Source organism: Sphingomonas sp. 28-62-11, from assembly GCF_002278865.1.
Taxonomy (GTDB): domain Bacteria; phylum Pseudomonadota; class Alphaproteobacteria; order Sphingomonadales; family Sphingomonadaceae; genus Sphingomonas.
The window spans coordinates 12,692-38,874 of record NZ_NCGB01000027.1; the positions used below are offsets into that span (position 1 = coordinate 12,692).

Consider the following 26,183-nt stretch of genomic DNA (forward strand, 5'->3'; position numbering starts at 1 on the left):
TTCGAACCCGGAGTCGACTCACATGAAGTTTTCTACCGCCGCTATCCTGTCGCTTGGGCTGATGATGGGCGTATCGACGCCGGCACTCGCCAGCGGCCAGCTCCCCAAGTCGGTGGCCCCGGTGCTGTATGACATCAAGATTGAGCCCGATGCCGCCGCCAAGACCTTTACGGGCACCGAAAAGGTCACCGTGGTCGTTCGTGAGGCGACCAGCACGATCAAGCTGAATGCGGCTGATCTGGCGATTAGCAAGGTTACGTTCGACGGTAAGGACGCACCCTTTGTGCTCGCCGCCGATGCGCAGGAAATGACCGTCACACTGCCCGCCGCGGCTAAGCCGGGTAAGCATGTGATGACCTTTGCCTGGACCGGCAAGATCAACGATGCCGCATCGGGCCTGTTCGCGATTGATTACAAGAATCCCGATGGCACCCCCGCGCGGATGCTCGCGACACAATTCGAAGCGCCCGATGCGCGCCGTTTCGCGCCGATGTGGGATGAGCCCTCATTCAAGGCCAAGTTCCGGCTGACCGCGGTCGCGCCAGCCAAGGAACTCGCTTTTTCGAACATGCGCGCCAAGGTTTCGACCCGCAAAGACGGCAAAAAAATCTACACGTTCGATAAGACCCCGGTCATGTCGAGCTATCTGCTGTTTTTCGGCATGGGCGATGTCGAGCGCAAGACAGTGATGGCAGGCAAAACCGAAATCGGGGTCATTACGCGGCGCGGTGTGGTCGACCAGGGCGATTATGCGCTGGCATCGGCCAAGCGCTTGCTGGCTTATTACAATGATTATTTCGGCCAGCCTTATCCGCTGCCAAAACTCGATATGATCGCGGGGCCAGGCTCGAGCCAGTTCTTTGGTGCGATGGAGAATTGGGGCGCGATCTTCTATTTTGAGCCGACCCTGTTGTTTGACCCGGCACGTGCCACCCAAAGTGGCCGTGAACGTATCTTCACTGTCGTCGCCCATGAAATCGCCCACCAATGGTTCGGTGATCTGGTCACCATGGCATGGTGGGACGATCTCTGGCTGAATGAGGGCTTCGCTTCGTGGATGGAGAATAAGGCGAGCAATGATCTGAACCCCGATTGGTTCGCCAAAGCGAACGCCGTTGCGCAGGATCGTGAAGGTGCATTGGGGCTCGATGCCACTGCCGCCACGCATCCGATCATTCGTAAAGTCGAAACCGTCGAGCAGATTGGCGAAGCGTTCGACTCGATCACCTATCAAAAGGGACAGGCCGTTATCGGCATGATCGAATCGACGCTGGGCGCCGATGCGTTTCGGGCCGGCATCCGCACCTATATGGCGAAATATAAATACGGGAATACGCAGACCGACCAGCTTTGGGCCGAACTCGAAGCGGCGTCGGGCAAGCCGGTAACGGCGAGCGCGCATGACTTTACCTTGCAGGGCGGTGTGCCGATGGTAACGCTGACGGGGTCGACCTGTTCGGCAGGGCAGACGCAGGTGCTCCTCTCACAGGGCCGCTACGGCCTCGATGCGCCGTCAAAGGTTGCGCAGACATGGCGGGTGCCGATGACGCTGAGCGTGGTTGGCGGCCCTATCGCCAGCACGATCGTGTCGGGCGTCGCGCCAACGGCGGTCAACGTTCAGGGCTGTGGCACCATCGTCCTCAACCGCGACAAGGGCAGCTATTTGCGCGCACGGTATGACGATGCCGGGCATGCCGCGATCGTCAAGGATTTCACCAAGCTGGAGTTGACCGACCGGCTCGGCACATTGGGAGATGATTTCGCGTTGGCGCTCAGCGGCGATCAGGGGCTCGACCGCTATTTGCAATTGATTGGCGAAGTGAAGCCCGATGCCAATGCACTTGAACTTGCGACCGTTTCTGATCAGCTCGGGTCGATCATCGGCATCGTGGAAGGTACCGCGCTGGAGGCGCCGGTCCGGGCGCGGACGGTGGCGTTCCTAGCGCCGGTGATGAAGCGTGTTGGCTTCGAGGCACAACCGGGCGAATCGCCCCTGATCACCAATCTGCGCGAAAATGTGGTGCGGCGATTGGGTGTGAATGGTGATCCAGAAGTGGCTGAAGCTGCTCGGAAATATGTCAATGCCCTGGCGAAGGATGGTACAGCGATTCCCCCGGCCATTCGAGGGCCGATACTGGCGACCTATGCCGTCAACGCGACGCCCGCCGAATGGGACGCACTGTTGAAACTGACGCGGGAAACAACCAACCCGGTGGTCCGCAACGGCTATATCCAGCTGCTTGGTTCGGCACGCGACGTCGCGCTCGCCAATCGGGCGATCGACCTCCTGAAGGGCACAGAGCTCACCGCGCCGCAGAAATCGAGCCTGTTGCGGGCAATCGCCGGTCGTCATTCGGACATGGCCTTCGACTTTGCCGTTGCCAATCCCGATCTCGTCAATGGCTTCCTCGAAGTGAGCACCCGCTCGGGCTATATTCCAAGCCTTGGGGCGGGTTCGTCCGATCCGGCGATGCCGGCGAAGATCCTCGCTTATGCCGAAAAGAACTTGCCCGAAGCATCCCGCGGCGGTGCGAAGCGGACGGTGGCGTTGATGGCCGTGCGCCGGCAGCTTGCCGATCGTACGCGGCCAGCCATCGAGGCCTGGGTGAAATAGCCCTTTTTTCTTATGCCGGATGATTTGGGTCGGACATGTTTTTTCATCCGTTCGCCCTGAGCGAAGTCGAAGGGCAAGCACAGCGCTTGGGCTTCGACTTCGCTCAGCCCGAACGGAGGCTTTCTCGATCATCAGTTATTCGGAAGGGGCGGCTGATCGGCGTCAATCGACGCGGGTCAGCCCCTGCGCATAAGCGCGGCTCTTCGCAACATAATGCTCGGCTGATGCGCGCAACATTGCCGCTGCCGAATCATCGAGCTGGCGGATAGCGCGCGCCGGGCTGCCGACGATCAGGCTGCCGGGCGGGAATGTTTTTCCTTCCGTCACCAGTGCGCCCGCGCCGACGATGCAGCCGTCGCCGATCTCCGCGCGGTTCAGGACGATCGCCCCCATCCCGATCAGCACCCCGTTGCCGATTGTGCAGCCGTGCAGGATCGCATGATGCCCGATCGTGCAATCCGTGCCGATGGTCAGCGGTGCGCCGGGGTCCGAATGGAGCATTGCCCCCTCCTGGATGTTGCTGCGCGCGCCGATCAGCATTGGCGTATTGTCTCCCCGGATCACCGCGCCGAACCACACGCTGGCATCCGCGCCAAGATGAACATCGCCGATTACGTCGGCGCTCGGCGCGACCCAGGCCCCGGCGGGATCGACGATCGGGCGCTTGCCCTCGATTTCGTACAGCGGCATCGTGATCTCCTGTGGTGTGCGTTGGGATCGGTAGTGGCAATGTCGGCATGGCCGCGCAAGCCGATGCGCCCGGTCTGGTCGAGTGGAAGGAATAACCGATGCGTGTCGGCTCGCTGAAACTAAAGGCCCAACTGTTTTGTGGCGACGAACCGGCGATGGGACCGGGCAAGGCCGATCTGCTCGACGCAATTACCGCGCACGGATCAATCTCGGCCGCCGGACGAGCGCTGGGGATGAGCTATCGCAGGGCCTGGTTGCTGGTGGACAGCATGAATCGCTGCTTTCGCGACCGCTTGGTCGAAACGACGGCCGGGGGCGGGCAGGCGCGCGGCGCCCGCGTGACAGGAGCGGGACAGGATGTGCTTCACCGCTATCGTGCGCTCGAAGCCCGGCTTGCTGATGTCGTTGAGGAGGATCTGAAAGGGCTCGAGGCTAAGCTGCGATCAGTGCCACTGCCCTGAAACCGAGCGACGCACGAACATTGCTTGCAGGGCAACGGCTGGGCCGTCACACTCTGCCCCATCAAATTTGGGGGAAACACGGTGGCCAGATACACAAAATTGCTCAGAGCATTGTCGCTGGCCGCACCGATCGCATTAATGGCGACAGCATCACCAGCGGCTGGCCCTCGTAAAGGAGCGGCGCTTGAAGCTGCATTTGATACGCAAGTCAGCGCGAAGGACCAGCTCGAATGGCTGAAGCGCATGGCGGCCGAGCCCAATCATGTCGGCTCTCCGCACAATAAGGCCAACGCCGAGGCAACGCTCGCGCTGTTTAAGGCCTGGGGTTGGGACGCCAAGATCGAGACATTTCAGGTGTTGTACCCGACACCGCTTACCTCGCTGATTGAGATCATCACCCCGCATGAGGGGGCTCCCGAGGTAATGCCGCTGGGCGGGCAGGAACCGACAATAGCCGAAGACCCCTCGTCGGCCGCGATCGCCAATGCGCTGGTTCCCTATGTCGCCTATCAGGGCGATGGTGATGTTACCGCTGAGCTGGTCTATGTGAATTTCGGCCTGCCGGCAGATTATGAGGCGCTCGCGCGGCGCGGCATTAGCGTCAAGGGCAAGATCGTGATCGCGCGCTATGGCGGCGGGTGGCGCGGCCTGAAGCCCAAGCTGGCACAGGAACAGGGCGCGATCGGCTGCCTGATTTATTCGGACCCGGCCCAGGATGGCTATGCGATCGGCGATCCCTATCCCAAGGGGGGCACACGGCCACCCACCGGCGTGCAGCGCGGATCGGTGGTCGATCTCGTCGTGGCGCCGGGTGATCCGTTGACGCCCGATATCGGCGCCACGAAAGGTGCCAAGCGGCTGACGCGGGAAACCGCGACCACGATCATGAAGATCCCGACGCTACCGATTTCCTATGGCGACGCGACCAAGTTGCTCAGCCAGCTTGGTGGTCGCAAGGCACCGGCAAGCTTCAGGGGGGCGCTGCCCTTCACCTATCATCTGGGCGGCACCGAAGCGGTGAAGGTGCACTTGCTGGTCAAATCAGCCTGGACGTTGAAGCCCATCTACAATGTGATTGCCACCCTGAAAGGCGCAAAATACCCCGATCAGTGGATCGTGCGCGGCAATCACCATGATGGCTGGGTGTTCGGCGCACAGGATCCGTTATCGGGCAGCGTCGCGATGCTGTCCGAAGCCAAGGCGCTTGGCGGCTTGCTCAAGACCGGCTGGCGGCCTGATCGCACGATTGTTTATGCCAGCTGGGACGGCGAAGAGCCGGGGCTGCTTGGATCCACCGAATGGGTTGAAACGCATGCCGCCGAGCTTAAAGCCAAGGCGCTGATTTATATCAACACTGACAGCAATGGCCGCGGTTTCCTGAGCGCGCAGGGCAGCCATGATTTCCAGCATCTGGTAAGCGATGTTGGCCGCGACGTTATCGATCCGCAGACCGGCCGACCGGTGCTCGAACGCCTGTTGAAGGGCATTCGTGCCGATGCCTTTGGCGGCCAGTCTTTCCCGCCCGATTTGCTCGCGAGTGCCGAAGCGGGCGGTGATCTTCAGATGGGGGCGCTAGGATCAGGTTCGGATTACTCCGCTTTCCTTCAGCATATTGGCCTGCCGGCGCTTAATATCGGCTATGGCGGGGAAGATCAGGGCGACGGTGTCTATCATTCGATTTATGATAGCTATCATCACATGACGACCTTTGATGATCCCGGCCTGGTCTATGGCACGGTGTTGTCAAAAACCGTCGGTCGGCTCGTGCTGCGCATGGCCGATGCCGACACACCGCCACAACGCTTTGGCGATTTCGCGACGACGGTGGCCGGTTATCTAGCCGAGGTGAAGAAGCTCGCCGCCGATCGACGGGAGAGCGATGAAAAGCGTGTGAAGCTGATCGAGGCTGGCGCGTTCGGCCTTGCGAGCGATCCGCTCGATCCGGTGGCGCCGCCGCCCCTGGTTCAAATGACGCCAGTGATCGATTTCGGCGCGCTGGATACAGCGATCGATCGGCTCAAGGCGAGTGCCAGCGCGTTTGATGCTACCTTTGCCACCAAAGGCGCGAGCCTCACGCCAGTGACGCGCCAGAAGCTGAACGCGCTGCTCGCCACGATCGATCAGCTGCTGATCGATGATCGCGGGCTGCCCGGTCGGCCCTGGTTTCGCAACCTGATCTACGCGCCCGGACGCTTCACGGGATATGGCACCAAGACGTTGCCGGGTGTGCGCGAAGCGATCGAGGAACGGCGCTTTGCCGATGCCATGGAATATGCGCGACGCACGGGTGCTGTGATCGATGCCTATGCAACGCGCCTCGATGCGGCTCGGGCGCTGATCCAGTAAAAGGCCGTTAGGGCGCTGGAGCAACCGAAGGCGGCGGTGGCGGCATCATTCGTCCGTTGCCCAGGCGTGCCTGCATGGCGGAAGCGCATACCGGTGAAAGCTTGGACTGATTGGCGCGAATACAGGGGCCCAGTTTGCCGTCCCCTGGCGTCATGCCGGGGCAAAGCGATTTGAAATCGGCCTGGCATGCCTGCATCATCGCGCCACGGTTCGCGGCAAGCCCTGGGCGGGTGACCAGGGGCGGTGTGGGTGCCTGGGTGACAATGGGGGTGGATGGCACTGGTGCCATGGCGTTCTGGGCCGTGGCGGCGCCACTCAGCGCAGCAGTGGCGGCAATCATCAGCATCACACGCATTGGATACTCCCTTATCGATTCAACCATTGTCTTTGCGGTCCAAGGCTTAACCCGCCAGGCATCAGAACCCTTCGGAAAAAGCAAGTTGAGGCTTTTGTTTGCGTTTGGGATCACGCTAAGACTGGAGCGCGCGCTGGCGCCTTAACGGGGGGAATGGAATGCCGGGTGGTTTGGTCGCGTTGCTGGATGATATCGCCGCGATCGCGAAAGTGGCGGCAGCATCGGTGGATGATGTCGCTGCAGCTGCGGGCAAGGCGGGGGCGAAGGCCGCAGGAGTCGTGATCGACGATACTGCCGTCACCCCCGGCTATGTGGTGGGACTCACACCTGACCGCGAATTGCCGATCATCGCCAAGATCGCCTGGGGATCGGCCAAGAACAAGATCCTGTTTCTGCTGCCCGCCGCGCTGGCGCTCAGCTATTTCGCGCCCTGGGCGATCACCCCGATCCTGATGATCGGCGGGGCCTATCTCTGTTTCGAAGGGGCCGAAAAGCTACTCGAGAAGCTTTCAGGCGTCGATCATGGCGAGGAAGCAACTACGATCACCGATCCGCGTGAACTCGAAGACCGCCAGGTGAGTGGGGCGATCCGTACTGATCTGATCCTGTCGGCGGAGATCATGGCGATCGCACTCGCCGAGCTACCAACGATGGGAATCGTGCAGCAAGCGCTGGTGCTTGCGCTGGTCGGCATCGCCATAACGGCGGCGGTCTACGGTGCTGTCGCGCTGATCGTGAAGATGGACGATATCGGGCTGAACCTCGCTCGGCGCAAGCCGAATGGCGTGCAGGCCTTTGGGCGTGGGTTGGTGACGGCAATGCCGATCCTGCTCACCGCGCTGGCGACAATCGGGACTGCTGCGATGCTATGGGTTGGCGGGGGCATTATCGTGCACGGGCTGGAGGTATTCCACCTCGAGACGATCCCCCATCTGGTGCACGATTCAGCTCATGCCGCAGCAGAAGCGATTCCTTCCATCGGCCCGGTTCTGGAATGGCTCGTCGGCGCGATCGGCTCTGCGATTGTTGGCTTGATCGTCGGCGGCGCGATTGTCGGCGTGCTTCATCTGATCCCGCACAAAAAGGGCGCCGCCGCCGCGCACTGATCAGGGCATTGATCAGGCCCCGCTGGTGACGGCCCCCTGCGATGCCGAACCCACCAGCCGCGCATATTTGGCGAAAGCGCCGGTTACGTCGCGCGCGATGGGCGGCGCGGCCGGTCGGCTGTCGAGATCGGCGTCAGTGGAGATCGTTCGGCCTTCGACATCAATGATGATCCGGTCGCCGGTCCGCAGCCGCCCGATGGGGCCCCCGCGCGCCATTTCGGGCGAGATATGCCCGACCATGAAGCCATAGGTCGCGCCGGAAAAACGTCCATCGGTAACGAGCGCCACGCTATCGCCGAGGCCACGCCCCTGGATCGCGGCGGTCACCCCGAGCATTTCGCGCATCCCCGGGCCGCCGACCGGCCCTTCGCCCCGGATGACGACGACGTCGCCGGGTTCGATTTCGCCCGCCGCCACGGCAGCAAAGGTGGCTTCCTCGCCGTCGAACACCTTTGCCGGGCCCTCATGGCGCATCCGATCATGCCCGGCCAGCTTCACTACGCACCCCTCAGGCGCGATATTGCCATAGAGAATGCCATAGCCACCGCGCGGTTTGAGCGGCGCATCGGCCGTCAGAATAACTTCTTGCCCCGGCGTTTCGGGGGCATCGCGGAAATGATCGAACAGGCTGTGCCCGGTCACGGTCGGCGTATCGGTGATCAGTCCCGCCTCCATCAGCCGCCGCCCGAGCAGTGCGGTGCCGCCCGCCGCCGACATATCAGGCGCCATGAACCGCCCGCCGGGCTTCAGATCGGCGATCACCGGGGTGGAGCGCGAAATGTCGTCGAACAGGTCGATCGCAAAGTCGCTCTCAGGGATGCCTGCTTCACGCGCAATGGCGAGCAGGTGGAGCACGAGGTTGGTCGATCCGGCGGTTGCCGTGCCTGCGACAATCGCGTTTTTCAGGCTGGCGGGTGTGATCAGGCTGCGCGCATTGCGACCGGCGCGCACCGCATCCATCAGCACACGGCCCGCTTCCTTCGCGGCGCCCGCCTTGTCAGGATGAACGGCGGGCACGTCGTTCAGCCCAATAGGCGAAAGGCCCAAAAAGCTCATCGCGAGCGCCATCGTGTTGGCGGTGAATTGCCCGCCACAGGCGCCGGCACCGGGGCAGGCGGCTTTCTCCACTGCGAGCAACTCGGCATCGTTCACCGTGCCCGCCCCGTGCCCGCCGACTGCCTCGAACACGTCTTGAATGGTCAGCGCCTTGTCACCCAGGCGTCCGGGCATGATCGAACCGCCGTATAAGATGACCGAGGGCAGATCGAGCCGCGCGGCGGCCATAGCGGCGGCAGGGATCGTCTTGTCGCAGCCGACCAGGAACAGCACCGCATCAAGCATGTGTCCACGCACTGCCAGCTCAGCCGAATCGGCAATGCATTCACGGCTCATCAGCGATGCGCGCATCCCCGGCGTACCCATCGAGATGCCATCGGTGACCACGATCGTGTTGAAATCGACCGGGGTGCCACCCGCCGCGATAATGCCGGCGCGGGCATGATCGGCAAGCTCGCGCAAATGCATGTTGCACGGCGTTACCGTCGACCAGCTGTTGACGATCGCTACCATTGGCTTGGCCATGGCTTCATCATCGATCCCGGCAGCGCGCAGCATCGCGCGGGCAGGTGCCCGTGCTGCCCCTTCAAGCAGTTCGCGCGAGGGGAGGGCAGGCTGAGTGGCAACGGAATCGGTCATTACGGCGCTTTCGAGAGCGTGGTCGGCAGGAAATTTTCCATCGCATCAACGATGGTCTTGCGCAATATTAGTTTGCTGGTGCATCGACGCGCGGCTCTGCTAGGGGCGTCATGTCATAAGGCCGAATAGGAAATCTGGTGGAAACGACCGTGACCGTCATCGACGCACCTGCCGGTGTGCCAACCCGAACATTCACGATCGCGGTACTGCCGGGCGATGGCATTGGCCCCGAAGTGACGCAGGAGGCGATTGCGTGTCTCGCGATCCTTTCTGACGCGCACGGTTTCAGCCTGCGCTTTACCGATTACCCGTTTGGCGGTGCCGCGATCAATGCTCATGGCGATCCGCTGCCCGCCGCAACATTGGACGCAGCACGGTCAGCCGATGCGATCCTGATGGGGGCGATCGGCGGGCCGCAATGGGCGGCACTGGCCCAAACGCCCGAGGCCGGTCTATTGCGGCTACGCAAGGAGCTGGGACTGTTCGCCAACCTGCGCCCGGCCCGAATGATCGCCGGGATGGAGCATCTGTCGCCGCTGAGGGCTGAACTGGTCGCGGGGATCGACATTCTGGTGGTGCGTGAGCTGACCGGCGGGCTCTATTTCGGCGCGCATGTGCTGGAGGACGACCATGCCAGCGATGTTTGCGCCTATAGCCGCGCCGAGATCGAGCGGATCGCCCATGTTGCGTTCCGGGCGGCGCAGGCACGGTCTGGCCGCGTCACCTCGGTCGACAAGGCTAATGTGCTGGCCTCGTCGAAGCTGTGGCGGCGGGTAGTGATCGAGGTCGCGGCAGGATATCCGGACGTTGCGCTCGACCATCTTTATGTCGATGCCGCCGCGATGGAGTTGATCAAGAATCCCCGGCGTTTTGACGTGATCCTGACCGAGAATTTGTTCGGCGATATCCTGTCCGATGAGCTTTCGGTAATCCCGGGCTCGATTGGCCTGCTCGGCTCGGCGAGCACAGGGAGCAGCGGGGGCGGGCTGTACGAGCCGATCCACGGGTCTGCCCCTGATATTGCTGGGCAAGACCGCGCAAATCCGGCCGGCATGATGGAAAGCGCGGCGATGATGCTTGAGATGCTGGGAGAAGCGGCTGCAGCCGAAGCGCTTCGACAGGCGGTGTGCGACACGCTGCTCGATGGCATTCGCACTGCTGACCTGGGCGGCACCGCACGGTGCAGCGAATTTGGAGAGGCGGTGCGCCGCCGTTTGGCGACGCAATCGTGAGCATTCCCCCCAAGACGCTCTATGAAAAAATCTGGGACGCCCATGTCGTCGAGCGCCGGGTAGATGGCACCTGCCTGATTTATATCGACCGGCATCTGGTCCACGAGGTTACCTCACCCCAGGCATTTGAGGGGCTGCGGCTGGCGGGCAGGCGGGTGCGCCGCCCCGATCTGACGCTGGCGGTACCCGATCATAATGTGCCGACCACGCCGCGGATCGATGCAGCGGGCAAGCGGTTGCCGATCGCTGATCCGGCGAGTGCGGCGCAGCTGGCCGCACTTGAGGCCAATGTCGCCGATTTCGACATCCCTTATTTCTCCGCGACCGCCGCCGAGCAGGGCATCGTCCATGTCATCGGTCCGGAGCAGGGCTTTACGTTGCCGGGAACGACGCTCGTCTGCGGCGATAGTCATACCGCCGCGCATGGTGCGTTGGGAGCGCTTGCCTTCGGGATCGGCACCAGCGAGGTCGAGCATGTTCTCGCCACCCAGACCCTGCAGCTCACCCCTTCCAAAACGATGGAAGTGCGCGTCGATGGCGCGCTCGGCCCAGGCGTGACGCCCAAGGACCTGATCTTGACGATTGTCGGCCTGATCGGCGCGGCGGGCGGGGCAGGTTATGTCATCGAATATCGCGGCAGCACGTTTGAGGCGATGAGCATCGAAGGGCGACTGACGGTGTGCAACATGTCGATCGAAGCGGGCGCGCGGTCGGGCCTAATCGCGCCGGATGAAACGACCTTCGCCTATCTCGCCGGGCGGCCGATGGCGCCGGCGGGAACGGACTGGGACCGGATGGTCGAATACTGGCGGACGTTAAAGACTGATGATGGTGCGCGGTTCGACAAGAGTATCGCGATCGATGCCGCCAGCATTGCACCGAGCGTTACCTGGGGCACTAGCCCCGACGATGTTGTAGGCGTCGGCGGTTCAGTGCCCGATCCCGAGAGCTTTGCCGATCCCGCCAAGCGCGCTGCCGCTATCAAGGCGCTCGATTATATGGGGCTCACCCCCGGCACCTTGATGACCAATATCGCGGTCGAGCATGTGTTCATCGGCAGCTGTACGAACAGTCGGATCGAGGATCTGCGCGCCGCCGCCAAGGTGCTGCGGGGTCGCCATATCCATCCGCGCATCCGCCAGGCGCTGGTCGTGCCGGGGTCAGGGCTGGTGAAGCGCCAGGCCGAGGCAGAGGGGCTCGACCGCATCTTCATTGATGCCGGGTTCGATTGGCGCGAGCCGGGCTGTTCGATGTGCCTGGGGATGAACCCAGACAAGGTGCCGCCGGGCGAGCGCTGCGCTTCCACCTCCAACCGCAATTTCATGGGGCGGCAGGGGCCGGGCGCACGCACGCATTTGTTGTCGCCGGCGATGGCGGCAGCAGCGGCGGTGAACGGCCATTTGAGCGATGTGCGGGAGATGATGGCATGATTCCCGTCGAGCGCGTCGAGGGGCGAGCGATCCCGCTCGGCCTCGCCAATATCGATACCGATGTGATCATTGCGGCCGAGCATCTGAAGACGGTCACACGGGCGGGGCTTGGCGATCATGCGCTGGCCTCGCTGCGGCGGGTGCCGGGCAATGTCATTGATGACCCTGCGTATGCGGGCGCGACGATCTTGATCGCGGGCGCCAATTTCGGCTGCGGATCGAGCCGTGAGCACGCCGTCTGGGCGTTGATGGACCGCGGGATCACGGCCGTCATCGCGGCTTCCTTTTCGGATATCTTTTCAGGCAATGCCTTTAAGAACGGTATGGTCACTGCGGTGCTGCCGCAGGACGCGATTGACCGGCTGATGGCGGTCGCGGCAACCGATCCGATCACGATCGATTTGACGACGATGACGGTGACGACGCCGTTCCAGGATCGCTTCACCTTTGAGCTTGATGCGTTTCGGCGTGATTGCCTGCTCCACGGCACCGACGAGATCGCGCTGACCCTGGCCAGCGATGCCGCCATTGCCGCTTATGAGGCGACCGCACCTGGGCTGGTCTTTACGCCCCGGGCCGCGCGCGGCTGAACCGATCGATCGGCCGATCATGCTGTGTGCGGTTGCCGCTATCGCGCGATGAACATTGCCGAAGAGATTTAAAGCAGTTTTCCGTTCAGAAAAATGGATCTGATCCCGCCAAAGTCAGCAATGTTGCTTTGAGGTCAACGCGCCATGGGCGCGTTATCAATCTCGAAAATGGTCAAGAATTTGACGAACATTGCGGAGTTCGGCGGTAGCCTGCGGTAATGCAAGCGCAAGTAGTTTTGGCGCGATTGGCGCCAGCCCCTTGTCGAGCAGCGCAATGGCGTCTGCGTGAAACTGGCGACCGATTGCCGTCAGCTTGACGCGCTTCCCGCGACCGTCGACCGGGTCTGGCCCGACGCTGATAAACGCGCGCGCTTCCAAAACCTTCAGCGAGTGCGTCATCGTCGCCTTGGTCACCTGCATCGCGGAAGCAAGCTGCTGCGGTGTTCGATCGTCGCCCAACCGGACCATGTGATTCATAATGGCGAAATGGGCGACGTGAACGCCTTCGGGGAGTAAACGCTGAAAAAGCGCCGACGATAGCTGGCTGATGATGCCGATTTCGTTGAAAAAACCGAACAGGATCTCACGGGTGGTCTGTTGCTGCTCGGTCGTCATGCAACCAACAGCTTTGCCTGAAATGGCCATCTCGGGCTCGGCGCTGGTGTTGTTCCAAAACCGATCCGGCTCAGCATTTGCACCGTGCCGCCATGGGGGGCGAGCAGCCGGTGCGCGTCGCGGTAAAGCGATTCCATTTCGGGATATTCTTGCAGTGCCTGGCTGAGCGGATGAAAGGCAATGCCATCACGCGTGGCCGCAAGATTGAGCCTGACCCAATCGCGCCCCGCCGCGATTTGCGCTTTCCGGCTGTTGTCGCGCGATACCATCCAGATATGCCCCATAGCCGATGACGCATTGTCGAGAACGGCTTTCAGGCCTTGTGCATAGCCCGAAGACTTGGGGTCCGCCAATGTCTTGCGATCGAACATCCCGGCAAGCGCCAGGCCCTCGAACAGCGGCCCTGAAAAATCGATGCCGTCCGGTTGGCGCTCAATCTCGGTACGGCCAATCCGGAACAGGTCAACGCTTTCCTTGAAGGTGCGCGGCGTTTCGACTTCGACGCGCAGCGCCTGCTCAGTCAGCGTACGCAACCGCGTGATCGAGGCAGAATCGACTGATCCTGTAACCATGTTGCCATGGCGGGCGACGGCGGTCAGTCGGGTTACGCTGGTTGGGGAAACCGCCTTGGCCGTGTCGAACGGGTCCTTGTTTGAGCGCCGGTCATAGACGTGACGGAACAAGGGATCAGACCGAACTGACGGATCGCGCACAAACCGCGCCACCGCGACACGGCCGCCGGTCAACCGCGCTGATGTCTCGCCATCCGGAAACAGATCCAGGTCAACGCGGTATCCGCATTGAGCAGCCGCCATGGTCAGCAGCTCGAGGAAGCACCCAAGCCCGATCGTGATCTGCCGATTGAAGGGATCAGTCTGCGGCAGCATCCGGTTGGTATCGACAAACAGGGTGATCTGGCCGGGTACGCGGATATCAGCAATCCATGGCTGGCGATTGTGCGGGTTGGGCGCGAGGATGGCGTGCGCAAGGGCATATCGCCTGGGATCGCCGATCGGCGTGGTTCGCGCATCGGCCCAGGGCGCCAGCGCTGCCACGGGCGTCCGCGTGAGCGAAAACGTGGCGACACTGCCGACTGCGGCCAGAACGATCCCGCCACCGGCGAGTTTGATGAAGCCGCGTCGTTCCATGGTCTTCCTCCTGGGGCGAATTCGGGGTTAGCGATCAGTGTCGGTGTCGGTGTTGAGAGTCTGCAGAAACGCGACCAGATCGCGCTTTTCCTGTGCCCCCAGATGAACCGGCCGGGTCGCGCCGCGCGCGATGACAGTGTCGGAATAGTGATCGACTACGGCGGCCAAGGTCGGCAGCGATCCATCGTGCATGTAAGGCGCGGAGCGCCCGATTTCTCGCAGCGTTGGGGTGCGAAAACGAAAATCCAGTCGGCGTCTGCCGGTGACGCCGCCTCGCCCGCGATCCGCGCTTGGCAGGCCGATATCGTGGAACTTGCCGTCGCTGAGTAGCGCGTTCGAGTGGCAGGAGGCGCAATTTCCCGGTCCGGCGAAAACCGCGAAACCGCGCTGGGCTGCGGGGCTGATCGCCGTTGGGTCGCCAGCAATCCAGCGATCGAACGGTGCTTGGCCCGAGACCAAGGTCCGTTGATAGGCAGCGAGTGCGCGCAGCACATTGCGTTCGTTGATCGTTGGGTCGCGAGGAAAGGCGCGCGCAAAACGGACTCTATAGCTGGCGTCGTCACGAATCCCGTCAATGGCGGAACCCGGATGGCGGCCCATTTCTTCGGGATTGATGATCGGTGCCAGCGCCTGTTCTTCAAGCGTTGCGGCGCGGCCATCCCAGAACAGCGCCTTGGCATAGCCGACATTGATCAGATTGGGAGTATGTCTTGGCAGCGGCGCACCGCTGCGGCCCATCGCGCGCGCCACGCCGTCGCCATAGGCAAATTCTGCTTGATGGCATGTGCCGCATGACTGAGTCCCGTCCACCGACAGTCGCTTGTCGGTGAACAAGTCGCGGCCCAGTGCGATGGTTTCGGGGGAGGGCGGATTATCGCGGGGCACTGACATCGCGGGCATTGCCGAAAAGCGGCGCTGGGCAAAATCCAAGCCCCGGTCGAGCCCCTCATGGCGATAAGCGCAGCCGCTAACCACCATCAGCGCCGCTAACGGGAGCAGCCATTGCATTACACGGATCGTCATTGTGTGGCCTCCTGCGCGGATGGCCAGCTGGCTCGAGAAGCGGCAGAATCGACCGGCAGTAATCCTTCGACAACCGCCAAATACAATGCTGCGACGATAAATCCGGATAGAAACCCTCTGATTTCGGTTTTCACGTACTGCGTCCTACTAGTTCGATGTCATACTAACAAGTATGACATCGAACCATGTCTATCAAGCAGCGACGAACGTGACGTGGAAGCGAACGCTATCGGTGCGCCATCGCCGGGGTGGTCCGCTGAAATGCTCGAACGCGGCGTAGGAATCGCGGATAGTCCCGCCCAACCGAGCGAAGGCATGAAACGCCGTCCGGCTCATGCCAGATTATCGTGGCGCCTTCACATCAAAGTCATTGAAATTATGGTGGACGCACTTGGGCTCGAACCAAGGACCCGCTGATTAAGAGTCAGCTGCTCTACCAACTGAGCTATGCGTCCATGCCGGGCGAACAGGGTGCGCTGTGGTGGGCGCGCTCGCGATCGGAAGAGGGCGGTTAGCACCGGCTTTCGCCGAATGCAAACGCCATTATTGTGCGAAATTCACCACCGCACGACTTGCCGGTTCTGGCGATCGATTGACATCAGAATGCCAAGGCAAATCATGATCGTCATCTGCGCTGATCCACCCCAGCTGACGAGCGGTAGCGGAATGCCCACGACGGGGGCAAGGCCCATCACCATCAGCAGGTTGATGGCGACATAGAAGAAAATCGTGCTGGCAAGCCCTGCGGCCGCCAGTCGGGCGAAGCGGCTTTGCGCGCGCATCGCGACGCTGATCCCCCAATTGATCACCAGGAAGAACGCCAGAATGAGCAACAAGCCGCCGATCAGCCCCCATTCTTCGGCCATGGTTGCGAAGATGAAGTCGGTATGGCCCTCGGGCAGGTAATCGAGGTGGCTTTGCGTGCCGTTCAGATAACCCTTGCCGAAGATTCCGCCCGATCCGATCGCAATTTTCGATTGGCTGATGTGATAGCCCGTACCCAGCGGATCGCTTTCGGGGTTGAGGAACACGAGGATCCGGTTGCGCTGATAATCGTGCAGCAGGAAATTGACGGCAAGCGGTACGGCCGCTGCCAACCCAAGCGCGCCGCCAATGAACAGGCGTAGCGGCACGCCCGCCAGGAACATCACCGTCACGCCGCCGCCGACGATCATGAGCGCGGTGCCGAGATCGGGCTGCAGCATCACGAGCAGCGCCGGCACCCCGATCAGCGCGGCGGCCGGCCAGATCGCCCCGAACCGCCGGGTTTCGTTGGGGGGAAGCAGATCATAGAATTTGGCGGCGGCAATCACGATGCACGGCTTCATCAGTTCCGACGGTTGAATGCGAATGCCGATGCCGACATCGAGCCACCGCTGCCCGCCACCGCGCACCGCACCGATCAGTTCGACCAGCAACAGCATCACCACGAGCACGCCATAAGCGGGCAGGGCAATTGACCCCCATATATTCTCGCGCACGCGCGACAGCAGCACCGCCATGGCGAGAAAAGCGAACAGCCGAATGCCTTGCGGCAACGCCCAGGGGCGAAGCGAACCGCCCGCTGCCGAATAGAGGATGATCAGCCCGAACGAGCCGATCGCCAGCACGAGCAGAATGATCCGCCAGGGAAGCTGGGCCAGCGGTTCGGGGACGAAATCATAGCGCGTGCTCATTCGTCAGGTGACTCCGTCGATCCTTCACCGGCGATCCCGCCCTGGCTAGTGTTGCCGACGATTGCCGCCGTCGTGTTGCTGGCCGCAGCCGCAGCAGTAACGGCAGGTGCCTCGGTCGCGGCGGTGGCGTTGATTTCGGTTGCGGCTGCGGCAGCGGCGACTGCGGTTGGCTTGCCGGCGTTGGCGAGGCGGAATTGTTCGGCTGTGGCGGCCATTCGCGTCTTGATGTCACCGCCCCAGGTCGGTTCGACTTCGGCCAGCGAGGCCATCGCGCGATCACGATCGAACAGATAGGTCATGATATCCCGCCCGATCAGCGGCGTATCAAGGTTGCGGACGGTGTGGCCGTTATGCTCCAGCACGATGCCGGCTGCATACCGCGGATTATCGGCAGGGGCGAAGCACACGAACAGGGCGTGATCGCGCAGCTTGAACGGGAGCTGGCCGTTGCCGAGCACGCCTGAAGCGCGCTCACCCCGTGTGATCCGGCGGACCTGTGCGGTACCCGTTTTCGCGGCGAGTGATACGCCGGGCACGAGCATTCGCGCAGCGCCACCGGTGCCGCCTTCGTTGACGACGCCAAACATCGCATCGCGCACATGCGCCAGATGGGCCGGGTCGATGTCGAGTGCCGGCGCGTTGCGCTCGACCTGGCTGGCCAGGATGCTCGGCTTCAACTGCCGTCCCGACGCAAGGCGCGATGCCATCACGGCCAGCTGCAGCGGATTGGCGAGGACATAGCCCTGGCCGATCGACGCGTTCAGCGAGTCGGCAACCGTCCAGTCTTCCTTGTACTTTGCCATTTTCCACGCCGGATCGGGCATGGTGCCATAACGTTGCGACGGAAAGGGGAGGTCGAACCGTTCGCCCAAGCCAACCAGCCGGGCGATGGGCGCGATCTTGTCATAACCAAGCCGCCGGACCATTTCGTAGAAATAGATGTCGCAGCTCTGCATCACGGCGGTTTTCATGTTGACTGCGCCGTGCCCGCCGCGCTTGTGGCAGTGGAAGATGCCGTTGCCAACGCGCATTGCGCCCGAACAGCCGATCCGCTCCTCGGGATTCACACCTGCCGCCATTAGCGCCAATGCGTTCATCGGCTTGACGGTCGACCCCGGCGGATAAAGTCCCTGCAGCACCTTGTTCATCAAGGGGACGTGATCGTCCTTTGACAGCATTTCCCATTCGAGATGGCTGATCCCGTCGGAAAAACTGTTGGGATCATAGGCCGGCATCGAAACCATCGCGAGCATCTCGCCCGTTTTACAATCGATGACGACGGCGGAACCCGAATTGGTGCCCAACCGGCGCGCCGCATATTCCTGCAAGCCGATATCGATGGTCAGGCGCCCGGTCTGGCCGGGCTGGTCGGGGCGCGTCGCCAGTTCGCGCACCAGCTTGCCCCGCGCCGTTACTTCGATCCGTTTGGCGCCGGGCACGCCGCGCAATTCGCCTTCGAGCGACTTTTCGAGGCCATCCTTGCCCAGCTTGAAGCCCGGCGTCACCAGCAAGGGATCGCGCGTCTTGCGATATTGCTCGGCGGTGGCGGCGCCGACATAACCGGTCAGATGGGCAACGGCAGCACCGCCCGGGTAATTGCGGGAAAAGCCCCGGGTCGGCGCAACGCCGGGCAGTTCGGGCAGTCGGACGCCGATCGCCGCGAAACGCTCCCAATCCAGATTTTCAGCCACCTGTACCGGCTGGAAGCCCGCTGCACGCTTCAGATCGATCTTTATGCGTTCGACGTCCTCGGGCTTCAACCCCAAGATTTCCTGGAGCAAAGCGAGCACGCGGTCCTTGTCCTGCAAGCGATCGGGGATGATGTCGACGCGGAAATCGGTGCGGTTATTGGCGATGGGCACGCCGTGGCGGTCGACGATCCAGCCCCGGCGCGGCGGCATCAGCGTCATGTTGACGCGGTTGCTTTCCGCCATCATCTGATAATGTTCGTTCTCGGCGATCGACAGCCAACCCATGCGCGCGGCCAGCAACAGACCAACGCCGCCCTGAAGCCCCCCCAGCGCCACGGCGCGCCGCGAGAAACTGTAGGACTGGTTCGCTTCAGTGACGATGCGCGTCGGTCGGTTCATGCAGGGATCCGTTTGCGGTCAAGCCAGGCGATCAGCCTGGTTATCACGGGAAACAACATGATCGAGACAATGGTCTGGAGCAACAGGACTGTATCGACATGCGCCCCGATCGGGGACGCTATCAGTCGACCCAAAATCAGGCAGGTGGCGATCCCGCCTGCCGCCAAAAGCCAGTCCTGCCAGAAATCATGCCACACCAGCCGCTGATCGAGCAGATCGATGACCAGGAAGCTGACCGTCCAGAGCAGCATCGCGCTGCCAAAGGGTTGGCCGCTGACCAGATCATCGAACAGGCCAAGCAACAGGGGTGACCAGACGGGCAGCGCCTCTGGTCGGGTCATCCGCCAGCCGAACAGCATGATCAGCCCGAACGGCGGCAGAATGGGAAAAGTGAAGATAACCGGCAGCAAGGTGAGCGAGGATCCGGCCATGATCGATATCGCCGGCAACACCCAGCTGCGATCACCGATGGCTTTGGGATCGAACGGGCCGATAATCGGATCGCTCACGGTCGTTTTTCCTGCACCTTTGCCGGTGGCGTGATGGTCGGTTGTGGGGCCGACGCTTCGGGTGCCATGCCTTCGGTTCGTGGCATTGGCATGAAAGCGCGCTGGACGAGGGCAAAATCGAGCGTGTCCGGCTGCGCAAAGGATCGCGCCAGTGCCGTATCGGTCGAACGCCGGATGATGCGTGCGACGGGGATGTTCGGCGGATAAATGCCGCCTGTTCCTGAGGTAATCAGTACGTCGCCCGGCAGGAAGGTGGCATTGAGCAAGGCGACCGAGCGAACCTCAATCCAGCCATCGCCGCGCCCCATGGCGATGGCAGGCAAGCCATCGCGCGTGCGGCGGACGGGGACGATGCTTTCGGGATCGCTCAGCAGCAATACGCGTGCGGTATTGGGTCCGGCCTCAAGGATGCGGCCGACCAGGCCTTCGGGGCCACGCACTGGCTGTCCTGTCGCGACGCCCTGGCGGAAACCGGCATTGAGGACGGCAAAGCGGCGGGTGCTCGATGCAGTCGAGCTGACAAGCCGCGCGGTCGTGACGGGATCGTTAGTCCGGTCGCGCAGCTGCAGGAGCTTACGCAAACGGCGATTATCATAGGAAAGCGCGCGCGCGCGCATCAGCAGCGCATTCGAGTCCTCGATCTGCTTGCGCAGCGCGGCGTTACGCTGTTGCAGCGCGAAATGATCACCGATTGCCCCCGGGATCGAGATGAACCCGCGACCAATGACGCCAACGCCCGTCGAAATCGGGGTCGTCACCTCGGCGAGCGCCAGACGGAGCGCTGCAAAAGTCGACGGATCAAAAGTCGACAGCGCCAGCAACGCGGCGGCGACGAGCGAACCCGCCACCGCGAAGACATAGCCCAGGAAGAAACCGTATTGCGCGCGCCGTGAAAATCCCGGGCGCCGATTGCGAGGCGACGCCATGTCCCCCTGCTTCGCCTACGCCGTGAGCAGGACGCCGCGGAAGACGGGGTCTTCCAGCGCACGGCCCGTACCAATGGCAACGCAGGTCAGCGGATCATCGGCGATTGTCACCGGCAGACCCGTCTCGTCGCGCAGCACCTCATCAATGCCCTTCAGCAGCGCGCCGCCGCCGGTCAGCACGATGCCCTGATCGACAATGTCTGCGGCCAGTTCGGGCGCGGTGTTTTCAAGCGCGATTCGCACGCCCTCAACGATCGTGCCGACGGGTTCGCTGAGTGCCTCGGCGATCTGGCCCTGGTTGATCGTGATTTCCTTCGGCACGCCGTTCACCAGATCGCGGCCCTTGATGTGGATCGTCTGGCCGATGCCGTCTGGCGGTGCCTTGGCAACGCCAACTTCCTGCTTAATCCGCTCGGCGGTGGCTTCGCCGATCAGCAGGTTATGGTTGCGGCGAACATAGGAGACGATTGCTTCGTCCATCTTGTCGCCACCGACGCGAACAGACGTGGTGTAGGCCAGTCCGCGCAGCGAGAGCACCGCAACTTCGGTGGTGCCGCCGCCGATGTCGACCACCATCGAACCGATCGGCTCGGTCACGGGCATGTCTGCACCGATGGCGGCTGCCATGGGTTCTTCGATCAGGAACACCTGGCTCGCCCCGGCATTCTGCGCGGCATCGCGGATTGCGCGACGCTCAACGCTGGTCGAACCCGACGGGACGCAGATCACGATTTGCGGCCAGCGCATAAAGGGGCGCTTGCCGCCATGTACCTTACGGATGAAGTGGCTGATCATCTGTTCGGCGACATCGATATCGGCGATCACGCCGTCGCGGAGCGGGCGGATGGCCTGGATGCTGTCCGGCGTCTTGCCCATCATCAACTTGGCGTCATCGCCCACTGCCTTGACGCGCTTCACGCCGTTGATCGTCTCGACCGCGACGACCGAGGGTTCGTTAAGGACGATACCACGTCCACGCAGATAAACGACGGTATTGGCGGTGCCCAGATCGATCGCCATGTCGTGCGACATAAGATTAAAGAATCGCGAGAAAATCATCTACATTCCCGTCAATGGCCGCACCCGCCCCGGCGCCAGCGTTTCGCACCCCCGCTCCGCATCTGAAACCGCTCAAATGGGTTTAAGCCATCTGGCAAAGCTAGGATAAATCCACGCTCAGGTTGGTTGTCGATGCGGGTCGCGGAATGCCGCCGATTGGGCTACAGCGCCCGTCATGTCAATACGTCGCTTGCCTGAACATCTCGTCAATCGCATCGCTGCCGGTGAAGTAGTAGAACGCCCTGCCAGCGCGTTGAAGGAACTCGTTGAAAACGCAATCGATGCGGGGGCGCAGCGGATCGCGATCAAGCTGGCGGGGGGCGGTGTCGATCTGGTCGAAGTGATCGACAACGGCGTCGGTATGGCGCCTGCCGATATGGCGCTCGCGCTCGAACGCCACGCTACCTCCAAATTGCCCGACGAAATGATCGACGCCGTGACAACCCTGGGCTTTCGCGGCGAGGCGCTACCCTCGATCGCGAGCGTCGCGCGGATGACGCTGGAGAGCCGGGTGCGCGGCAGCGAGGGGTGGCAGCGCGTGGTCGACAATGGCCTATTGGTTAGCGAAGGCCCGGCTGGGCTACCCCCCGGTACACGGGTGCGCGTGGAGGGCTTGTTTGATCGTGTGCCCGCGCGCCGCAAGTTCCTGCGCAGTCCGCGTGCCGAATATGCGGCGTGCATGGATGTGATCCGACGGCTCGCGATGGCGCGCCCCGATATTGCGTTTACGGTTGAGCATGATGGCCGTCAGGCGCTGAACGTCGCCACTGCGGCAGATCGACCCGCGCGGGTGGCGGCGCTCACCGATCGCGCGTTGATCGATAACAGCGTCGCAGTCGATCTCGAGCGTGAGGGGATCGTGCTCGGCGGGGTCGCGGGATTGCCGACCTTCAACCGGGGCATTGCCGATCATCAATATCTGTTCGTCAATGGCCGCCCGGTGAAGGATCGCCTGCTGACGGGGGCGGTACGCGGTGCCTATGCCGATGTGCTTGCGCGGGACCGCCACGCCGTGGTCGCGCTGTTTCTCGACGTGCCGAGCGACATGGTCGATGTGAACGTTCACCCCGCCAAAACCGAGGTCCGGTTCCGCGATCCTGCGATGGTGCGCGGGCTGATCGTCAGCGGGCTCAAACGCGCGCTGGGCGAGGCCGGTCACCGGAGCATGCAGCGACCCGACGATGCGGCGCTGACGATGTGGACAAGCGAGTTCCACCAATCGTCCCCCTCAAATCGTCACCCCAGCGAAAACTGGGGCCTCGCGCCGCCGGGCACCAACCCCGGCGAGATACCTCCTTTCGTTGGGATGACGGCTGGAAGGGGGGTCGCCGACGCCCGCCGCACCTTCTTCACTCCGCCGCCACAAGGCCGCGCCGAACCGGCGTACACCCCGCCGCCCGATATGATCACGTTCCCACTCGGCGTGGCTCGCGGGCAGGTCGCGAAAACCTATATCGTGGCCGAAGCGGAGGACGGGCTCGTAATCGTCGATCAGCATGCCGCGCACGAAAGACTGGTGCTGGAACGGATGCGGCGGGGCCTGTCGGGCGGCGGCATTTCATCGCAGGCGCTATTGATCCCCGAAGTCTTCGAGCTTGAGGAAACCGCGTGCGACCGGCTTGATGCGCGGATCGGGGAACTGGCCGAATTCGGGCTCGATCTTGAACGTTTCGGTCCGCGCGCAATGCTGGTTCGCAGCGTGCCCGCGATGCTGGGTCAGGGCGACGTGGTTGGCCTAGTGAGAGACCTTGCCGATGAACTGGCGGCCTATGATGAGGCGCTGAGCCTCAAGGAACGGCTCGATCATGTCGCGGCGACGATGGCGTGCCACGGCTCGGTGCGGGCAGGGCGGGTGCTGTCGGTCGCCGAAATGAACGCGTTGCTCCGCGAAATGGAGGTCACCCCGCATTCGGGCCAGTGCAACCATGGCCGCCCGACCTGGGTGAAGCTCGCGCATGGTGACATCGAGAAGCTGTTCGGGCGGAAATGAGCGTGATCCGGCTGCTGATCCTGTTGCTGGCAGTTTTCTATTCCGCATCAGCGGCATCCCAGATCCCCGAGCGCGTGCCCGACAAGCTTCTCACCGGCACGATTACGCGCGCCGATTTCCAAACCTATCGCCGTTTCGCCTTCACCGTGCCGCGGGCCACTGAGCGGCTGGTCGTCGCGTTCGACTATGATCAGCGTGAAGCAAAGACCGTCATCGATCTCGGCATCGACGATATGCATGGTTTTCGCGGCGCGAGCGGCGGGAACAAAGCTGATTTTACGATCAGTGAAAGCGATGCGACGCCGTCCTATCTGCCGGGGCGGATCAATGCCGGGCGCTGGCATCTGGTGCTGGCGGTGCCCAATATTCGCGCCGGCATCACTGCACGCTGGCAGGCGAAGTTATGGTTTCTGAAAGCGGGCGAGGTGCTGCCATCATCCGTTATCGATCGCGGGGGGGGCTGGTATCGCGGCGACCTGCACCTCCACACCGCGCATAGCGACGGCGCGTGTGCGAGCCAGAGCGGCAAGCGCGTGCCATGCCCCTTGTTCAAGACGCTGGAAGCGGCCGCAGCGCGCGGGCTCGATTTCTTGGCGGTTACCGAACACAATACCACGAGCGCGCACGCAGCACTCCGCGAGGCAGCGCCCTTGTTCGACCGGCTATTGCTGATCCCCGGTCGCGAAATCACCAGCTTTTACGGCCATTTCAACATTTTCGGCGTGACCGAACCGATCGATTACCGGATCACGCCGGGCGGGCCCGTGACGTTCAATTCCATTGCGGACCGGGTGCATGCGCTTGGCGGCCTGGTGTCGATCAACCACCCCGGCTTGCCATCGGGTGAGGCCTGTATGGGCTGTGGCTGGACGATGCCCGACGCCGATCTCGACCGGGTCGATGCCGTCGAAGTGGTAAATGGCGGCGCGGCTCGCCTGCCGGGCGGACCTGACGGCCCGCTTTCGGGCGCCCGTTTGTGGCGGCAGATATTGGCGGGGGCGAAACCGGTAACGGCGGTTGGCGGTAGCGATAATCATGATGCGCTTCAGGCGCCCAACGAGCTGGGCAGTATCGGGCGACCGACTACCGTCGTGCGGGCGGAAGGCTTGAACCAGGCGGCGATTTTGGCCGGGATCAGGTCGGGGAGGGTGTTTGTCGACATGGAAGGCAGACCGGGTTCTATGCTCGATTTGCGCGTTGCGGGAGGCGGTAGCGAAGCGGTCATGGGGGGACGCCTGATCGCTGCGCCGAACGTGCGCATCACGGCGCGAATGACGGTCAAGGCATCGCCGGGGTCACGGATAGAGCTACTTGGTGACGACACGCTGATCGCATCGGCCAATGTTGATGCCGACCAAGACGTCGAGCTGCTGGTTGATCGCCGCGAACGGCCGCTCGTTGTGCGGGCGATCGTCCGCGCACCCGGCGGTGCGATCCACCTGTTGAGCAATGCAGTGATTGTTGCTGCCGACTAGAGCGCGGACGATCCCACTTGCACCCGCTCAATCGCGCACCTTCTAATGGTGTAATTGCTGGGAGGTCGTTCGGTCCGCTCTTGGACAAGTAAGTAGCGCATGATTTCTGCGCCAGTGAAACGGTCTACTCGCACTTCATGGGGTGGACGGTTTTTCCACTCAGGTCATCACTTTCATCACTTTTGACGGGGCACCGCGCGCGATCGATGCCCGAATGAAAAAGGCCGCCCGGTTCGCACCGGACGGCCTTTTTTCAAACAATGTTGCGGATCAGCCTTCGACGGTATCGTCGGCTTCGGCCGCTAGCGCTTCACTGGCGATTTCGCCGGGCTCTGCGTTCGGATCATAATCCTCGGTGAAGCCGGCTTCGTCCTTCTCGAACATCGCCTCCATCACGTTGACGCCCTTGGCCTGCATTTCGGCTTCTTCCGGCGAGCGGGCGATGTTGACCTTGATCATCACCGACACTTCGGCGTGGAGCGAGACCTTCACGTCATAGATGCCGATCGCCTTGATCGGCTTGTTCAGCACGATCGCGTTCTTCGGAACCTTGTGACCTTCGGCATCGAGCGCCTCGACCAGATCGCGTACCGCGACTGAGCCGTAGAGCTGGCCGGTATTCGACGACTGGCGGATCATCGTGACCGTCACGCCGTCAACGGCCTTGGCTTCTTCCTGCGCAACCGCACGACGCGCGGCGTTTTCTGCCACAATCCGCTCACGGTTGGTTTCGAAAACCTTGCGGTTGGCAGCGTTCGAACGCAGCGCTTTTTTGTTGGGGAGAAGGAAGTTACGGGCAAACCCGTCCTTTACCTTCACGACATCGCCGATGGCGCCGAGTTTTTCGACGCGTTCCAGCAGAATGACTTCCATGTCAGCCGCTCCTTACTTAACGATATAGGGCAGCAGGCCCAGATGACGGGCGCGCTTGATCGCCTGGGCGAGTTCGCGCTGCTTCTTCGCGCTCACCGAAGTGATGCGCGACGGGACGATCTTGCCGCGTTCGGACACGAAGCCCTGCAGCAAGCGTACGTCCTTATAGTCGATCCGGGGCGCGTCCTTCGCGGAGAAGGGGCAGCTCTTGCGGCGGCGGAAAAATGGGCGTGCCATTGTCTATATGCTCCTTATTCGCCGTCAAAGTCACGACGGGGGC

Annotated in this window: 22 protein-coding genes and 1 tRNA gene; 9 read left to right on the forward strand and 14 right to left on the reverse strand. The window is 62.5% G+C overall.

The annotated features are described in order from the left end of the window. The first annotated feature begins 22 nt into the window (after nucleotides 1-22). Complete coding sequence (locus tag B7Y49_RS10445) at nucleotides 23-2,614, forward strand: M1 family metallopeptidase (RefSeq protein WP_374127532.1); 2,592 nt, start codon at nucleotides 23-25, stop codon at nucleotides 2,612-2,614. A 162-nt stretch (nucleotides 2,615-2,776) separates the two neighbouring features. On the opposite strand, the gene B7Y49_RS10450 is transcribed toward B7Y49_RS10445, so the two are convergent. Next, nucleotides 2,777-3,304, reverse strand: coding sequence for a gamma carbonic anhydrase family protein (locus B7Y49_RS10450; protein ID WP_374127533.1), 528 nt, complete (start codon nucleotides 3,302-3,304; stop codon nucleotides 2,777-2,779). A 98-nt stretch (nucleotides 3,305-3,402) separates the two neighbouring features. Here B7Y49_RS10450 and B7Y49_RS10455 point away from each other — a divergent pair, with 98 nt between their 5' ends. Continuing rightward, the gene (locus B7Y49_RS10455) at nucleotides 3,403-3,765 is read left to right on the forward strand and encodes a winged helix-turn-helix domain-containing protein (RefSeq protein ID WP_374127534.1); all 363 of its coding nucleotides are present in this window, start codon (nucleotides 3,403-3,405) and stop codon (nucleotides 3,763-3,765) included. A gap of 138 nt (nucleotides 3,766-3,903) precedes the next feature. Further along, nucleotides 3,904-6,111: a transferrin receptor-like dimerization domain-containing protein gene (locus B7Y49_RS10460; RefSeq protein ID WP_374127535.1), complete on the forward strand. Its 2,208-nt coding sequence runs from the start codon at nucleotides 3,904-3,906 to the stop codon at nucleotides 6,109-6,111. 7 nt (nucleotides 6,112-6,118) lie between these two features. Here B7Y49_RS10460 and B7Y49_RS10465 read toward each other — a convergent pair whose 3' ends face one another. Then, nucleotides 6,119-6,466: a hypothetical protein gene (locus tag B7Y49_RS10465; protein ID WP_374127536.1), complete on the reverse strand. Its 348-nt coding sequence runs from the start codon at nucleotides 6,464-6,466 to the stop codon at nucleotides 6,119-6,121. 158 nt (nucleotides 6,467-6,624) lie between these two features. On the opposite strand from B7Y49_RS10465, the gene B7Y49_RS10470 reads away from it, so the two are divergent. Further along, entirely contained in the window at nucleotides 6,625-7,572 is a 948-nt protein-coding gene (locus tag B7Y49_RS10470; protein ID WP_374127537.1) for a DUF808 domain-containing protein, read from the forward strand. Between the two features lie 12 nt (nucleotides 7,573-7,584). On the opposite strand, the gene B7Y49_RS10475 is transcribed toward B7Y49_RS10470, so the two are convergent. After that, nucleotides 7,585-9,267, reverse strand: a complete 1,683-nt coding sequence (locus B7Y49_RS10475) for a dihydroxy-acid dehydratase (protein WP_374127538.1) — start codon at nucleotides 9,265-9,267, stop codon at nucleotides 7,585-7,587. A gap of 137 nt (nucleotides 9,268-9,404) precedes the next feature. Here B7Y49_RS10475 and leuB point away from each other — a divergent pair, with 137 nt between their 5' ends. From leuB to leuD, 3 genes are read left to right on the forward strand one after another with little or no spacing between them, the layout of a single operon-like run. Then, complete coding sequence (gene leuB, locus B7Y49_RS10480) at nucleotides 9,405-10,499, forward strand: 3-isopropylmalate dehydrogenase (RefSeq protein WP_374127539.1); 1,095 nt, start codon at nucleotides 9,405-9,407, stop codon at nucleotides 10,497-10,499. Beyond that, the gene (gene leuC, locus B7Y49_RS10485; RefSeq protein ID WP_374127540.1) at nucleotides 10,496-11,929 is read left to right on the forward strand and encodes a 3-isopropylmalate dehydratase large subunit; all 1,434 of its coding nucleotides are present in this window, start codon (nucleotides 10,496-10,498) and stop codon (nucleotides 11,927-11,929) included. The genes leuB and leuC overlap by 4 nt, the downstream gene beginning before the upstream one ends. Beyond that, complete coding sequence (leuD, locus tag B7Y49_RS10490) at nucleotides 11,926-12,519, forward strand: 3-isopropylmalate dehydratase small subunit (protein ID WP_374127541.1); 594 nt, start codon at nucleotides 11,926-11,928, stop codon at nucleotides 12,517-12,519. Before leuC ends, leuD begins: the two co-directional genes overlap by 4 nt. Nucleotides 12,520-12,675: 156 nt before the next feature. Here leuD and B7Y49_RS10495 read toward each other — a convergent pair whose 3' ends face one another. From B7Y49_RS10495 to B7Y49_RS10535, 9 genes are all read right to left on the reverse strand, one after another. After that, the gene (locus tag B7Y49_RS10495; protein WP_374127542.1) at nucleotides 12,676-13,134 is read right to left on the reverse strand and encodes a MarR family winged helix-turn-helix transcriptional regulator; all 459 of its coding nucleotides are present in this window, start codon (nucleotides 13,132-13,134) and stop codon (nucleotides 12,676-12,678) included. Then, nucleotides 13,131-14,282, reverse strand: coding sequence for a hypothetical protein (locus B7Y49_RS10500; protein WP_374127543.1), 1,152 nt, complete (start codon nucleotides 14,280-14,282; stop codon nucleotides 13,131-13,133). Before B7Y49_RS10500 ends, B7Y49_RS10495 begins: the two co-directional genes overlap by 4 nt. Nucleotides 14,283-14,309: 27 nt before the next feature. After that, entirely contained in the window at nucleotides 14,310-15,305 is a 996-nt protein-coding gene (locus B7Y49_RS10505) for a cytochrome-c peroxidase (protein ID WP_374127544.1), read from the reverse strand. 379 nt (nucleotides 15,306-15,684) lie between these two features. Continuing rightward, nucleotides 15,685-15,760 (reverse strand) — tRNA-Lys (locus tag B7Y49_RS10510). Nucleotides 15,761-15,862: 102 nt separating this feature from the next. Continuing rightward, on the reverse strand, nucleotides 15,863-16,981 hold the full coding sequence (gene rodA / locus B7Y49_RS10515) for an FtsW/RodA/SpoVE family cell cycle protein (protein ID WP_374127545.1): 1,119 nt from the start codon (nucleotides 16,979-16,981) through the stop codon (nucleotides 15,863-15,865). Further along, the gene (gene mrdA, locus B7Y49_RS10520) at nucleotides 16,978-19,071 is read right to left on the reverse strand and encodes a penicillin-binding protein 2 (RefSeq protein ID WP_374127546.1); all 2,094 of its coding nucleotides are present in this window, start codon (nucleotides 19,069-19,071) and stop codon (nucleotides 16,978-16,980) included. Before mrdA ends, rodA begins: the two co-directional genes overlap by 4 nt. Then, a complete protein-coding gene (locus B7Y49_RS10525; protein ID WP_374127547.1) occupies nucleotides 19,068-19,580 on the reverse strand; it encodes a rod shape-determining protein MreD in 513 nt (170 codons plus the stop codon). The genes mrdA and B7Y49_RS10525 overlap by 4 nt, the downstream gene beginning before the upstream one ends. Further along, the gene (gene mreC / locus B7Y49_RS10530; protein ID WP_374127548.1) at nucleotides 19,577-20,506 is read right to left on the reverse strand and encodes a rod shape-determining protein MreC; all 930 of its coding nucleotides are present in this window, start codon (nucleotides 20,504-20,506) and stop codon (nucleotides 19,577-19,579) included. The genes B7Y49_RS10525 and mreC overlap by 4 nt, the downstream gene beginning before the upstream one ends. Nucleotides 20,507-20,521: 15 nt before the next feature. Further along, nucleotides 20,522-21,565 (reverse strand): rod shape-determining protein, encoded by a 1,044-nt coding sequence (locus B7Y49_RS10535; RefSeq protein WP_374127549.1) that lies wholly within the window; start codon nucleotides 21,563-21,565, stop codon nucleotides 20,522-20,524. Nucleotides 21,566-21,740: 175 nt separating this feature from the next. Here B7Y49_RS10535 and mutL point away from each other — a divergent pair, with 175 nt between their 5' ends. Beyond that, nucleotides 21,741-23,555: a DNA mismatch repair endonuclease MutL gene (mutL, locus tag B7Y49_RS10540; protein WP_374127550.1), complete on the forward strand. Its 1,815-nt coding sequence runs from the start codon at nucleotides 21,741-21,743 to the stop codon at nucleotides 23,553-23,555. After that, entirely contained in the window at nucleotides 23,552-25,030 is a 1,479-nt protein-coding gene (locus B7Y49_RS10545; RefSeq protein WP_374127551.1) for a CehA/McbA family metallohydrolase, read from the forward strand. The genes mutL and B7Y49_RS10545 overlap by 4 nt, the downstream gene beginning before the upstream one ends. 270 nt (nucleotides 25,031-25,300) lie before the next feature. Here the strand turns inward: B7Y49_RS10545 and rplI are convergent, their stop codons facing one another. Both rplI and rpsR read right to left on the reverse strand, forming a co-directional pair. Then, the gene (gene rplI / locus B7Y49_RS10550) at nucleotides 25,301-25,903 is read right to left on the reverse strand and encodes a 50S ribosomal protein L9 (protein ID WP_374127552.1); all 603 of its coding nucleotides are present in this window, start codon (nucleotides 25,901-25,903) and stop codon (nucleotides 25,301-25,303) included. Between the two features lie 12 nt (nucleotides 25,904-25,915). Then, nucleotides 25,916-26,140: a 30S ribosomal protein S18 gene (gene rpsR / locus B7Y49_RS10555; RefSeq protein ID WP_010543816.1), complete on the reverse strand. Its 225-nt coding sequence runs from the start codon at nucleotides 26,138-26,140 to the stop codon at nucleotides 25,916-25,918. Nucleotides 26,141-26,183 lie beyond the last annotated feature (43 nt).

Excerpts from the sequence above, each read along its gene's own strand:
- mrdA (WP_374127546.1), bottom strand. The coding sequence starts at position 19,071 with ATGAACCGACCGACGCGCATCGTCACTGAAGCGAACCAGTCCTACAGT.
- rpsR (WP_010543816.1), bottom strand. The coding sequence starts at position 26,140 with ATGGCACGCCCATTTTTCCGCCGCCGCAAGAGCTGCCCCTTCTCCGCG.
- rodA (WP_374127545.1), bottom strand. The coding sequence starts at position 16,981 with ATGAGCACGCGCTATGATTTCGTCCCCGAACCGCTGGCCCAGCTTCCC.
- mreC (WP_374127548.1), bottom strand. The coding sequence starts at position 20,506 with ATGGCGTCGCCTCGCAATCGGCGCCCGGGATTTTCACGGCGCGCGCAA.
- B7Y49_RS10460 (WP_374127535.1), top strand. The coding sequence starts at position 3,904 with ATGGCGACAGCATCACCAGCGGCTGGCCCTCGTAAAGGAGCGGCGCTT.
- B7Y49_RS10535 (WP_374127549.1), bottom strand. The coding sequence starts at position 21,565 with ATGATTTTCTCGCGATTCTTTAATCTTATGTCGCACGACATGGCGATC.
- B7Y49_RS10450 (WP_374127533.1), bottom strand. The coding sequence starts at position 3,304 with ATGCCGCTGTACGAAATCGAGGGCAAGCGCCCGATCGTCGATCCCGCC.
- B7Y49_RS10545 (WP_374127551.1), top strand. The coding sequence starts at position 23,552 with ATGAGCGTGATCCGGCTGCTGATCCTGTTGCTGGCAGTTTTCTATTCC.
- leuD (WP_374127541.1), top strand. The coding sequence starts at position 11,926 with ATGATTCCCGTCGAGCGCGTCGAGGGGCGAGCGATCCCGCTCGGCCTC.
- rplI (WP_374127552.1), bottom strand. The coding sequence starts at position 25,903 with ATGGAAGTCATTCTGCTGGAACGCGTCGAAAAACTCGGCGCCATCGGC.
- B7Y49_RS10470 (WP_374127537.1), top strand. The coding sequence starts at position 6,625 with ATGCCGGGTGGTTTGGTCGCGTTGCTGGATGATATCGCCGCGATCGCG.
- B7Y49_RS10475 (WP_374127538.1), bottom strand. The coding sequence starts at position 9,267 with ATGACCGATTCCGTTGCCACTCAGCCTGCCCTCCCCTCGCGCGAACTG.
- B7Y49_RS10495 (WP_374127542.1), bottom strand. The coding sequence starts at position 13,134 with ATGACGACCGAGCAGCAACAGACCACCCGTGAGATCCTGTTCGGTTTT.
- B7Y49_RS10465 (WP_374127536.1), bottom strand. The coding sequence starts at position 6,466 with ATGCGTGTGATGCTGATGATTGCCGCCACTGCTGCGCTGAGTGGCGCC.
- B7Y49_RS10505 (WP_374127544.1), bottom strand. The coding sequence starts at position 15,305 with ATGACGATCCGTGTAATGCAATGGCTGCTCCCGTTAGCGGCGCTGATG.
- B7Y49_RS10500 (WP_374127543.1), bottom strand. The coding sequence starts at position 14,282 with ATGGAACGACGCGGCTTCATCAAACTCGCCGGTGGCGGGATCGTTCTG.
- B7Y49_RS10455 (WP_374127534.1), top strand. The coding sequence starts at position 3,403 with ATGCGTGTCGGCTCGCTGAAACTAAAGGCCCAACTGTTTTGTGGCGAC.
- mutL (WP_374127550.1), top strand. The coding sequence starts at position 21,741 with ATGTCAATACGTCGCTTGCCTGAACATCTCGTCAATCGCATCGCTGCC.
- B7Y49_RS10445 (WP_374127532.1), top strand. The coding sequence starts at position 23 with ATGAAGTTTTCTACCGCCGCTATCCTGTCGCTTGGGCTGATGATGGGC.